This is a genomic window from Kribbella sp. NPDC050470 (assembly GCF_044458365.1).
In the GTDB taxonomy this organism is placed as follows: domain Bacteria; phylum Actinomycetota; class Actinomycetes; order Propionibacteriales; family Kribbellaceae; genus Kribbella.
Genome location: NZ_JBITHV010000001.1, coordinates 792,605 through 804,581, shown reverse-complemented (window position 1 = coordinate 804,581; position 11,977 = coordinate 792,605). Strand labels below are relative to the sequence as shown.

General features: G+C 70.2%; 7 protein-coding genes. 5 read left to right on the top strand and 2 right to left on the bottom strand.

All coding sequences use genetic code 11. The annotated features are described in order from the left end of the window. Window positions 1-83: 83 nt before the first annotated feature. Window positions 84-863 carry a class I SAM-dependent methyltransferase gene (locus tag ACIBGM_RS03785; protein WP_396384385.1) on the bottom strand — a complete coding sequence of 260 codons (780 nt, stop codon included), beginning with the start codon at window positions 861-863 and terminating at the stop codon, window positions 84-86. 545 nt (window positions 864-1,408) lie between these two features. Here ACIBGM_RS03785 and ACIBGM_RS03780 point away from each other — a divergent pair. Then, complete coding sequence (locus tag ACIBGM_RS03780; RefSeq protein ID WP_396384384.1) at window positions 1,409-1,933, top strand: cyclophilin-like fold protein; 525 nt, start codon at window positions 1,409-1,411, stop codon at window positions 1,931-1,933. 112 nt (window positions 1,934-2,045) lie between these two features. Here the strand turns inward: ACIBGM_RS03780 and ACIBGM_RS03775 are convergent, their stop codons facing one another. Beyond that, entirely contained in the window at window positions 2,046-2,243 is a 198-nt protein-coding gene (locus tag ACIBGM_RS03775) for a hypothetical protein (RefSeq protein ID WP_396384383.1), read from the bottom strand. An 83-nt stretch (window positions 2,244-2,326) separates the two neighbouring features. Here ACIBGM_RS03775 and ACIBGM_RS03770 point away from each other — a divergent pair, with 83 nt between their 5' ends. Genes ACIBGM_RS03770 through recD form a run of 4 tightly spaced genes read left to right on the top strand, consistent with a single transcriptional unit; the run spans window position 2,327 to window position 11,943 of the window. Next, a complete protein-coding gene (locus ACIBGM_RS03770; RefSeq protein WP_396384382.1) occupies window positions 2,327-3,526 on the top strand; it encodes a heparan-alpha-glucosaminide N-acetyltransferase domain-containing protein in 1,200 nt (399 codons plus the stop codon). 43 nt (window positions 3,527-3,569) lie between these two features. Continuing rightward, a complete protein-coding gene (gene recC, locus ACIBGM_RS03765) occupies window positions 3,570-6,884 on the top strand; it encodes an exodeoxyribonuclease V subunit gamma (RefSeq protein WP_360517168.1) in 3,315 nt (1,104 codons plus the stop codon). Next, window positions 6,881-10,180: a UvrD-helicase domain-containing protein gene (locus ACIBGM_RS03760; RefSeq protein ID WP_396384381.1), complete on the top strand. Its 3,300-nt coding sequence runs from the start codon at window positions 6,881-6,883 to the stop codon at window positions 10,178-10,180. The genes recC and ACIBGM_RS03760 overlap by 4 nt, the downstream gene beginning before the upstream one ends. Beyond that, window positions 10,177-11,943 (top strand): exodeoxyribonuclease V subunit alpha, encoded by a 1,767-nt coding sequence (gene recD / locus ACIBGM_RS03755; RefSeq protein WP_360517162.1) that lies wholly within the window; start codon window positions 10,177-10,179, stop codon window positions 11,941-11,943. The genes ACIBGM_RS03760 and recD overlap by 4 nt, the downstream gene beginning before the upstream one ends. Window positions 11,944-11,977: the final 34 nt, after the last annotated feature.

Sequence of the window (11,977 nt, the reverse complement as noted above, 5' to 3'; positions counted from 1 at the left end):
CGATTCATCGCGCGGCGGCCAGTAGCCGCTCGGTGCGCTCCTCCCGGAATAGGAACGGTTTGATGGTCCGGGACCTTCCCGGTTCACAGCCGGCGCAGGCGCAAGGTGCCGGTCAGCATCGGGAGGGTGAATTCGCCGCGGGCGGTTTCCGGTCCGCCCACCAGGTACGCGCGGATCCGGTCCAGCGTGGCCTCGCGTTCCTGTTGCGGCATGACCAGTAGTCCCGCACGCGTCGCGAGGGTCGCGACGAGGGAGTCGGCGGTGCGCAACTGCCAATGCTGGAACGTCGCCTGTTGCGGCGAACCGAATAGGGCGGGACCGCCCGTCTTCGGAAGGTGCAGGTTCGCCACCTCGGCGCGCCAACTGCTGGGCGTGTCACGGGGGCCGACGACTGCGCTCCCGCTGACCCGGGCGAGTCCGGCAACCCATTCGACCTGATCGTCGATGAGGTTCCACAGACCGGCAAGTACGCCGCCGGGTGCCAGCACCCTGGCGATTTCGGGCCCGGCGACGCCCATGTCGAACCAGTGCATCGCGTTGCCCGCCAGTACTGCATCGACGGAACCGTCCGGGAGCGGTATCGCCTCGGCACTACCCGGCAGCGCGCGGACAGCCGGCAGTTCGCGGCGCAGCTCGGCCAGCATTGCCAGGTCGGGCTCGACCGCGATGACTTCGACTCCCAGCGCGGCAAGCGTTGCGGTCAGCTTGCCGGTGCCGGCGCCGAGGTCGAGCACCCGCGCGCCAGGTGCCGGCTCAAGCGCCCACTGCACCGCGGCCCGCGCGTAGTCCGGACGATGCTCGCCGTACGCGACCGCAGCCGCGTCGAACGCCGAGCTGAGCAGAAGCTGATCGTCGCTGTTCACGCGATCAACGTATCCACGCTGTCCCAGATCAGCTACAGGAGTCACACTCCGGCGACTGCTTGGGACACGGATCGGCGTCGAGAACGCAGCGAGGCGATCGGCGCCGATGCGTTTCGCGACCCCGCCAGGGCATCAGAACTGCTCGCAGTCGCGAGGAACCTTTCGAGGAGGCATCATGCCGAGAACGTCTCGACAGCGCGCCGCGTCGCGCCGCGTCTGCTGCCGTTCGCTGCTTGGGCAAGGCGACCAGCGTCGCCACGCCGGCGGCCAATCCGCTGCTCAAGCCCGCGCAACTGGAGTCGGCGGCGATGCGCAGGCTGGTCGCGATGCCGCTGGACGGGCTCGGGTCCGTTCGGCGTGGTTCATTTCGAGTGGTGGCGACCGCGAAGGATGCACTGGTGGTACGCCTTTCGTCAGAGACTCCCCCAGCGCCGAGCGAAGCGATTGTCTGGGTCGGTCAACTCCGACCATTAGGGCTCAACACCATCCATGACGATCACAGTCCCCGTTCACGCCGGCCGGCCATTGGCTGACGAGGTACCGCGATGAGGAAGAGATTTCTCCGCGCGGTGACAGCCGCCGTGCTCATGTCGTTGGCGGCGTGTACGACCTCGCGGGATGCCCCAACGATCGCGCAGACTACGGCGCCGCCGACGCCCGCCCGGACTGCAGTCCCGGCGGCGACGGCCACCCCGACGATGACGAGGACACCTATGGCTGACACTCGGCTGCGGTTCTCCACGGGAGATGCTGGGATGGTCGTTCGGCTGAACGACAGTCCCACGAGCCGGGATCTGGTCTCGAGGCTGCCGCTCACCCTGACGTTCGAAGACTTTGCCGGCAGGGAGAAGATCAGTTACCTGCCTGAGCGTCTCACCAGGGACGGATCGCCGGGCAGCGCGCCGGGCAACGGCAGCCTCATCTACTACGTTCCCTGGGGCAACATCGGTTTCTTCTACGACGCCGACGGTGGGTATGACGACAATCTCGTCACCCTGGGAACAGTCGAGTCCGGCCTGGAGCACATCGACCGCTTCGAAGGCCGAGTCACCGTCGCGGTCATCCACTGACTGACACTCCCGGTCGTATACGTCAGCGCGATGGGCTCACGCCGGACCCAATGTCCCTGTGCAGGGGGACGAACTCGTGCTCACGCCGCCGAACGCGGTAGAAGGCGGCGCGCTACCCACGCGCGCCGCTGATCGCGGCGTCGGCGTCGGCGGCGGCGGCGAGGTTGGCAGCGCGGGCGAGATGGTTGCGGGAGAACGGGGAGAACGGGCCGTCGACGTGGTACGCCGCTGGGGGCGCCGGAGGACTGCTGATGGGGCTGGGCCTGGCGCGTTGGGCGGTGGGTCGGGGCTCGTGGCGGGCGAGGTCCATCTCGTTGGCTGATTTTGCACAGGTTTTCGGTCTTGGTGTGTTTGCTGTCTGTATCCCAGCCATCGACAGGCAGAGGAGGCAGGGTGGTGCTGCATCAGGCACGCACGGATAGCTCGCAGGACAGCTCGTCTGTCGACGGCCGGGCCAGGGTGTCGGGCGTGGATGCGGCCCGCGGAATCGCCCTGCTCGGGATGATGTGGGTGCACATCATCCCGGCCGTCGACGAGTCGGGACGAACGAGTACCGCCTACCTCTTGGCGAGCGGACGGGCCTCGGCGTTGTTCGCCGTACTCGCGGGTGTCGGTCTCGCACTGGCAACCGGCGGGCGCCACCCGTACCAGGACGGGCGCCTAATGCTCCGTCGAAGCGGACTCGTTGCCCGCGCGAGTCTGCTCGCGCTTGTGGGGCTGACGCTCGGAGCGGTCGACACCCCTGTCGCGATCATCCTCGTGTACTACGCGCTGCTGTTCGTCTGCGCGCTGCCGTTCCTGTCGCTCGGCGCGCGAGCTCTCGTCCCACTCGCGCTGGGCTGGTCGCTACTCGCCCCGGTCCTGAGCCACGTTGTGCGCTCCTCGCTGGACGAATCCGGCGGCGGCAACCCAACCTTCGGCACACTCACCGACCCCCAGGGCCTGCTCACCGAACTCTTCCTGACCGGGTACTACCCCGTACTGCCATGGATGGCGTACCTGCTGGCCGGGTTGGCCGTCGGCCGGCTCGCTCTCGACTCACCACGAGTCGCTGCCGGCCTACTCGTCGGCGGCGCGGGCCTGGCCGTCCTCAGCAAGGCTGCGTCCTGGGCACTGCTCTACCCGGCCGGCGGCCTCGACCGGATCGTTGGTAGTCCGGCCCTCGAACGCAGGCTGTCGACGTCGCTCGGCGGCACCACACCCACGACATCCTGGTGGTGGCTCGCCGTATCCGGTCCGCACTCGGGAACGCCGCTCGACCTGCTCCACACGATCGGCACAGCAGTGGCCATGCTCGGCGCCTGTCTGCTCGTTGCCCGCCGCGCAGCACCCCTACTACGCCCGCTGATCGCCGCCGGCAGCATGACCCTCACGCTCTACAGTTCGCACGTCGTCGCGCTCGGCGCCGCCGGAGACAGCGCTGACCGGGCAGCGCTACTGACGATCCACATCGCCGTCGCGGTCGCGTTCGCGCTGCTCTGGCGAGCCCGCCACCGACGCGGCCCCCTAGAAACCGTGGTCTCCGCGACCGAGCGCTCCATCCGAACTCTCTGGGCGCGACGATCGAGAAGCCCCAGCAGGCTCGAGCGCTGACCGGGTCCCACGACACGTCGATGGGGCGTGGGATGCTGCCTCGGTGACGCTGTTCCTCCACCGTGCCGAGCGCACGGACGTGCTCGCGCGCGGATTGGGTGACCTGCTCGCCGAGCCGTTGGCCGACCCGTTCGCCGAGGAACTCGTCGTGGTGCCGGCCCGGGGCGTGGAGCGTTGGCTGTCGCAGCGGCTCGCGCACCGGCTGGGGGCGGCGCCGGCGGGTGGCGACGGGGTGTGCGCTGGGGTCCGGTTCATGTCGCCGCGGTCGCTGGTGTCCGCAGTGCTGGGGCTCGGCGACGACGACCCGTGGGCGGCTGAGGCGATGGCTTGGCCGCTGCTCGCCGTACTGGATGAGTCACTTGACGAGGCCTGGTGCGAGCCGGTGGCCCGGCACCTCGGCCACTTCGACACTGGGACCGAGGCCGAGCTGCGCAACGGCCGACGGTATGCGGTCGCGGCACGGCTGGCACGGCTCTTCGCGGCGTACGCCGTTCAGCGGCCGACGCTGCTCGCGGACTGGACCGCGGGCCGCAACACTGACGGCCGCGGGGCAGCGGTCGACGACGACCTGGCGTGGCAGCCTGAGCTCTGGCGACGAATGTCCGACCGAATCGATGCGCCACCACCGAACGCGCGGCACATCGAGACGCTCACCGAGCTCCGCGATCGGCCCACGTCGTTCGACCTGCCGGAACGCCTGTCCCTGTTCGGGCACACCCGGCTCCCGATCACGGAGGTCGAGCTGCTGTCCGCGCTGGCTGAGCATCGCGACGTACACCTGTGGCTGCCGCATCCCAGCGGCGCGCTGTGGGACCGTCTCGCGGCCGCCGGGACCAGAGCAGGTGATCGATCGCTCGACAAGAGCCATCAAGAGGCTGATCACCCCCTGCTGGCCACGCTTGGACGGGACAGTCGCGAGCTGCAGTTGACGCTGGCAACGACATCGGCCGTCGACGACCACTCCGCGCCGCCTCCGGCGCCGGACACTCTGCTGGGTTGGCTGCAGGAGGACCTGCGCGCCAACACCGTCTCCCCCGCTGGCCGGCGCTTGGCGGCGGACGATCGGAGCGTCCAGGTGCACGCCTGTCACGGCGCCGCCCGGCAGGTCGACGTACTGCGCGACTTACTGCTGGGGATGCTCCAGGCCGATCCGACGCTCGAGCCGCGCGACATTCTCGTCATGTGCCCCGAGATCGAGACCTATGCCCCGCTGATCACCGCCCGGTTCGGGCTCGGTGACCTCGGCGGGAACAGTCATCCCGCGCACCGGCTCCGGGTGCAGCTGGCAGACCGGTCGTTGACCCAGACGAATGCATTGCTCGGGATCGCGTCCCAGCTGCTCGACCTCGCCGGCAGCAGGGCCACGGCCAGCCAGGTGCTCGACCTCGCCCAGGCCGAGCCGGTCCGCCGCCGGTTCAGGTTCACCGATGACGACCTGGACACCATCACCGCCTGGGTCCGCGAGTCGGGCGTCCGGTGGGCGTTCGACCGCACCGACCGCCGGCAGTTCGGCCTGGCCGACTACCCACAGAACACCTGGCGGTTCGGCGTCGACCGGGTGGTCAGTGGCGTGACGATGTCCGCCGACGCGCACGCCTGGATCGACACTGCGCTTCCGCTGGACGACGTCGGCAGCACCCGGATCGATCTGGCCGGCCGATTCGCGGAGTACGTCGACCGCCTGCAGCTGATCGCCAGTCGTCTGGACGGCGCCCGGCCGCTCGCCGAATGGCTCGACACACTCCGCGCCGGCATCGAGCAGCTGACCCGGGTCGGCCCCGACGACACGTGGCAGACCGGCCAGGTCCAGCGCGAGTTCGCCGGCGTCGCCGCCGGTGCCGGCAGCCTCGCCGGTACGGCGCTCAGGCTGCCCGACGTCCGGGCGTTGTTGTCCGCCCACCTGGCCGGGCGACCGACCCGCGCCAACTTCCGGACCGGCACGTTGACCGTCTGCACAATGGTGCCGATGCGCTCGGTCCCGCACCGTGTGGTCTGCTTGCTGGGGCTCGACGACGGCGTGTTCCCGCGCTTCGGTCTCGCGGACGGCGACGACGTACTGGCCAGGTGCCCGGTCACGGGCGAACGCGACGTCCGTAGCGAGGACCGCCAGCTCATGCTCGATGCGATCCTCGCCGCCACCGAGTCACTGGTGATCACCTACACCGGCGCGAACGAGTACTCCGGGCAGCCGCGGCCGCCCGCCGTACCGCTGGGCGAGTTCCTCGATGCGCTCGACGGCTGCACCGAGTCGGAGGTCCGGGACGCGGTCCTGGTCAGGCATCCACTGCAGCCCTTCGACGGCAAGAACCTCGAGCCGGGCCGGCTCGGCCGGCCGGGTCCGTTCACGTTCGACCCGGCCGCGCTGGTCGCAGGGCGGGCCGCGGCGGGGTCCCGGCCACCGCGGCCGGAGTTCCTGGCCGCTCCGCTGTCGCTGCCCGCGGGCGACGACGTGGGGTTGGCCGACCTGCTGGCCTTCTTCCGTGATCCGGTGAAGGGGTTCTTCCGGGCGCTCGACCTGACCTTGCCCTGGGAGGTCGACGGGGTGTCGGACGCGATGCCGGTCGAGATCGACAACCTGGAGAAGTGGTCGGCCGGCGACCGGATGCTCCGCGACATGCTGGCCGGCATCCACCCGAACGCCGCGCTCAACGCCGAGTGGCGACGAGGAACGCTGCCGCCCGGGAGACTGGGCTGGCGCACCGCGACCGAGATCCGTGATGCTGCCCGTGGGCTCGCCGTCGGCGCCCACCCCCATCGGCAGGGCAGTCCGCGCGCGTTCGACGTGGATGTTGACCTCGGCAACGGTCGGCGCCTCACCGGCACCGTGCCCGGCCTGTACGCATACCGGCTGGTGTCGATCAGCTACTCGCGCCTGGATGCCAAGCAGCTGCTGAGCGCGTGGGTGCAACTCCTCGCGCTGTCCGCCAACGACGAGGACCACAACTGGACCAGTCTCGTCATCGGCCGGGCCGCGCGAGGCCATGCTCCCGCGCTCCGGCTGTTCGGTCCGGTCGGGGCGGAGGCCGCTGCGCTGCTCGCTGATCTGGTCGCAATCTACGACGCCGGTCGCCGGGAACCACTGCCGCTGCCACTCAAGACGTCGTACGCCTGGTACCAGGCGCGCCGAACCCACGACGACCCGACGATCGCCGCCGGCCGTCGGTGGCGTCCGTCGAACTACGACGGCGAGAACGCCGATCCTGCTCATGTCCGCGTCTGGGGTCCCAACACGTTGCTGAACGTGCTGCTGCAACCGACGCGCCCAGGTGAAGAGCAACCAGGCGAGTCGACCCGGCTCGGGGCCTACGCTGCTCGGCTCTGGGGACCGATGCTGCGCTTCGAGCAGGGGGCGCCGTGATCGAGGCGTTCGACCTGCTCGGACCGCTGCCGACCGGCACCACCGTGCTGGAAGCGAGCGCCGGCACCGGGAAGACCTATGCGCTCGCCGGATTGGTCACCCGGTACGTCGCGGAGGGCGCCGCCCGACTCGACGAGATGCTGCTGATCACCTTCGGTCGCGCAGCGAGCCAGGAACTCCGGGACCGGGTGCGCGCCCAACTGGTGGAGGCCGAACAGGCCACCGCGACGCCGGACCTGTGGACCGACGACGCCGGCCTGCTCGGCCACCTCGTGCGCGGCAACGCGGACGACGTCGCGGAGCGCCGAAGCCGCCTCCGGGACGCGCTCGCCAACTTCGATGCCGCCACCATCGCGACGACTCACCAGTTCTGCCAGCTCGTACTGCGCTCACTCGGCGTCGCCGGTGACACCGACGCCGGCGTCACGCTCGTCGACGACCTCGGACCGCTCGTCGCCGAGGTCGTCGACGACCTGTACCTCGCGCACTTCGGCAGCTCGGCGCAGCCACCGCCCATCACCCGAGCCACCGCACTCGAGATCGCCACCAAGGTCGTCGGCAACCCGCACACCCGGCTGGTGCCCGAGACGCCCTCCGACGGCTCGCCCGAGAGCGTCCGCGTCGGCTTCGCGCGAGCCGTCCTGACCGAGATGGAGCACCGCAAGCGCCGCCTCGGCATCCTCGGGTACGACGACCTGCTGACGCGACTCGCCGATGCGCTGAAGGACCCCGCAGCGCCGGCACGTCAGCGGATGCATCGCCGCTGGTCGGTGGTCATGGTCGACGAGTTCCAGGACACCGATCCGGTGCAGTGGAAGGTGGTCGACGCCGCGTTCAACGGGCACAGCACGCTGGTGCTGATCGGTGATCCGAAGCAGGCCATCTACGCCTTCCGTGGCGGTGACATCGCGACGTACCTCACGGCCGCGGGAACCGCTGGTGAGCGCCGCACCCTCGACACGAACTGGCGCAGCGACCAGCCGCTCGTCGACTGCCTCCAGGTCGTGCTGGGCGACGCCCGCCTCGGCCACGACGACATCGTCGTCCACAAGGTCGCCGCGCATCATCAGGGCAGCCGGCTCACCAGGGCGCCGTCCGACGCGCCGTTCCGGCTGCGGGTCGCCCGTCGGGAGCAGTTCGGCTCGGCCACCCGCAAGAGCATCCCGATGGACGATCTCCGCGACCACATCGCCCGCGACCTCGCCGCGGACATCGGTCGGCTGCTCGCGGCCGGAGCGACGTACGACGGTTGCCCCCTGCGCGCGGGTGACATCGCAGTGATCGTCGAGGCACACAAGGACGCCCGGGCCTGCCGCGAGGCGCTCGCCGCCGCCGGGATTCCCGCGGTTTACTCGGGCGACCTCGACATCTTCGCCTCGCAGGCCGCCAAGGACTGGCTGTGTCTCCTCGAGGCGTTCGAACAACCGCACCGCTCCGGTCTGGTACGCGCCGCGGCGACCACCATGTTCTTCGGGGAGACCGCGGAGAGCCTGCACGCCGGCGGTGACGAGCTCACGGACCGGATCGGGCACACGTTGCGCGCGTGGGCCGACCACTTGCGGACGCGCGGAGTCGCTGCTGTCTTTGAGGCAGCGCAACTCAGTGGGATGTCGGAGCGGGTGCTGGCCTGGCGGGCCGGCGAGCGGGACATGACCGACCTCGCGCACCTCGCCGAACTGCTGCACGAGACCGCACATCGCGAGCGGTTCGGGCTGCCCGCACTGCTCGACTGGTTGCGTGCCGAGCGCGCCGGCAAGGGCCGGACGACCGAGCGGACGCGGCGGCTCGACAGTGACGCCGCGGCCGTGCAGATCATGACCGTCTGGGTGAGCAAGGGCCTGCAGTACCCCGTCGTCTACCTCCCGTTCGGCTTCAACCGCCACATCTTCGACGATGAGGAACTCCTGCTGTTCCACGAGAACGGCGTCCGAAGCCTCGACATCGGTGGGCGGAACCACAGCGGTTACCCGGCCAACGAGCGGCGCTGGCGGACCGAGGTCGCGGGTGACGACATCCGGCTCACGTACGTCGCGCTGACCCGTGCGCAGTCCCAGGTGGTCGCCTGGTGGGCGCCCTCCTGGGACGAGATCAACGGTGGGATCTCGCGGCTGCTGCGTGGTCGCAGACAGGGCGACCCGGTGGTGCCCGAGAGCTTGCCGCGGGCGGCGTCCGACGACGACGTGCTGGTCTGGCTGCGGCGCTGGCAGCAGGCCGGTGGGCCAGTCATCGAGGAGTCGGTGATCGGCGAGCAGCTCGAGCCGGTGGCTGCGGAGCTGCCGGGCGGGCTGACAGTCGCGTCGTTCTCCCGGGAGGTCGATCTCGCCTGGCGTCGTACGTCGTACTCCGGGCTGATCCGTGCGGCCGAGCAACAGGTGAGCGGCGTGGCCAGTGAGCACGAGGACAGTGGGCTGGAGGACGAGTCGATCGATTCGGTGCCGGCACCGGGCGTCGTACCACGCGAGGCGCTGCCGTCTCCGATGGAAGGGCTGCCGGTCGGGGCAACCTTCGGTTCGCTGGTGCATGCTGTGCTCGAGGACGCCGACCCGCATGCACCTGATCTCCGGGCCGAGCTGGCCGGACGGGTCCGTGAGCAACTGCGCATGTGGCGGGTCGAGGTGACCCCGGACGTCCTGGCGGAGGCCTTGCTGCCCTTGCACACCACGCCACTCGGACCGCTGGCGCCCGGACTCACCCTCGGTGCCCTCGGCCTCGGCGACCGGCTCCGCGAGCTGGAGTTCGAGATCCCGCTGGCCGGGGGCGATCTGGGCGGCACGGCCGACGTACGGCTGGCCGACCTGGCGCCGCTGCTGCGCCGTCACCTTCCGGCGTCGGACCCACTCGTCGCGTACGCCGACCGCCTCGAACAACCCCTGCTCGGCCGGCAGAGCCTGCGCGGCTACCTCTCCGGCTCGATCGACGTCGTACTGCGGATCCCGTACGGCGACAGCCACCGCTTCGTCGTGGTCGACTACAAGACCAACCGGCTCGGCGACCCCGAACAGCCGGCCACCTCGGCGGACTACGGGCGCGACCAGCTCGCTGCCGCGATGCTGCACTCCGACTATCCCCTGCAGGCCATGCTGTACTCGGTGGTGCTCCACCGGTACCTCCGCTGGCGGCTGCCGGCGTACGACGCCGACCGCCATCTCGGTGGTGTCATCTACCTCTACCTGCGCGGAATGTGCGGCCCGGACACGCCGCTCCAGGACGACCACCCGGCCGGCGTTTTCAGCTGGCCAGTGCCGCCCGCTCTGGTGCTCGAGCTGTCGGACCTGCTCGACGGGAGGACCTTGTGACTACGACCGTCGACGAGTTCGACGCCTCGCTGGCGCTCACCGCTGCCGGGAGGCTGCGTGACTTCAACCAGGCCGGAGTGCTGGTCGCGGCCGACGTCCATGTGGCCACTCGGCTGACGTCGATGCTGGGCGAGAGCGACGAATCGGTCGCGCTCGCGTGTGCGCTGGTCGTCCGGGCAGTGCGCGCAGGCTCCGTCTGCCTCGACCTCACCGAGGTCCGCGAAGAGGTCGGCCCGGACGGCGCCGACCTGGACTGGCCCGACCCCGACGAGTGGCTGGCAGCCGTCGCGGCCAGCCCACTGCTCGCGGCACCGCAGCCGCTTCGGCTCGAAGGCAGCCGGCTCTACTTCGACCGGTACTGGCGAGAGGAAGAACAGGTCGAGGAGGATCTCCGCCGCCGATCCGGCCAGCCGGCGCCGGTGATCGCCGACGAGGATGCACTGCAGGCAGGACTCGGCCGGCTCTTCCCCGGTACGTCGTACGAGGAGCAACGGATCGCAGCGGAGACAGCGGCCAGGCAATGGACGACCGTGCTCACCGGCGGTCCAGGCACCGGCAAGACCACCACAGTGGCAGCACTGCTGGCGTTGCTAGCCGAGCAGGCGGAGAAGGCCGGCCAACGCCGTCCGTGGATCGCGCTGACTGCACCGACCGGCAAGGCCGCGGCTCGGTTGGAGGAAGCGGTCCGCGACGAGATGCGCCATCGGCTCTCCGACGCGGACACTGCGCGACTGGGCGACTTCCACGCCCGTACCCTGCACATGCTGCTCGGTCGGCGCCCGGACTCGTCGACCCGATTCCGCCACAACCGCGACAATCGGCTGCCGCACGACATCGTCGTCGTCGACGAAACCTCGATGGTCTCGCTGACGATGATGGCGCGCCTGCTGGAGGCAGTACGGCCCGACGCCCGGCTGGTGCTGGTCGGCGATCCCGACCAGCTGGCCTCCATCGAAGCCGGTGCGGTCCTCGCAGATCTGGTCGAAGGACTGGTCGCCGGCGGACACGCGAAGGCAGCCGAGCTGCGCACGTCGCACCGGTTCGGCAGCGAGATCGGCGACCTGGCGCTCGCGGTCCACGAGAACCGCCCGGACGACGTACTCGCCGTGCTCCGCCGTGGTGGCGATCGGGTCACGTTCATCGAGGACGAAGACCCGCGAGAGAAACTGCGATCCGTGCTGCTCCCCGATGCACTCGCGATCCGGGCAGCCGCCGAAGCCGGCAACGCCGACGCCGCCCTGACTGCACTCCAACGGCACCGCCTGCTCTGCGCCCACCGCGACGGCCCGTGGGGCGTCACGTACTGGAACCGGACCGTCGAGCGCTGGATCACCGAGGAGACCGAAGACCCACTCTGGGACACCTGGTACGTCGGCCGGCCGATCCTGGTCACCGCCAACGACTACGGCCTCGGCATCTACAACGGCGAGTTGGGCGTCACCGTGCGCCGACCAGACGGCTCCCTGCGCGTCTACATCGACAGCACACGCGGACGGCTCGACTTCGCCCCCGGCCGCCTCGGCAACGTCGAGACTCTGCACGCGATGACGATCCACAAAGCCCAAGGCAGCCAGGCCGCCGAAGTGACCGTTCTGCTGCCCGGCGAAGACTCCCGGCTCCTCACCCGCGAACTCTTCTACACCGCGGTCACCCGCTCCCAGGACCACGTCCGCATCGTCGGACCCGAGGCCGCCGTACGCCGGGCCCTCGACCACCGAGCGCTACGAGCCACCGGCCTACGCCAGCGCCTCGCACAACGCTGAGCGGATGGCGACAGGCCGGTGTCGCGTCCGTGCG

What these genes read in the sequence shown, in the direction of transcription:
- ACIBGM_RS03780 (WP_396384384.1), top strand. Translation starts at nt 1,409, where the DNA reads ATGAGGAAGAGATTTCTCCGCGCGGTGACAGCCGCCGTGCTCATGTCG.
- ACIBGM_RS03775 (WP_396384383.1), bottom strand. Translation starts at nt 2,243, where the DNA reads ATGGACCTCGCCCGCCACGAGCCCCGACCCACCGCCCAACGCGCCAGG.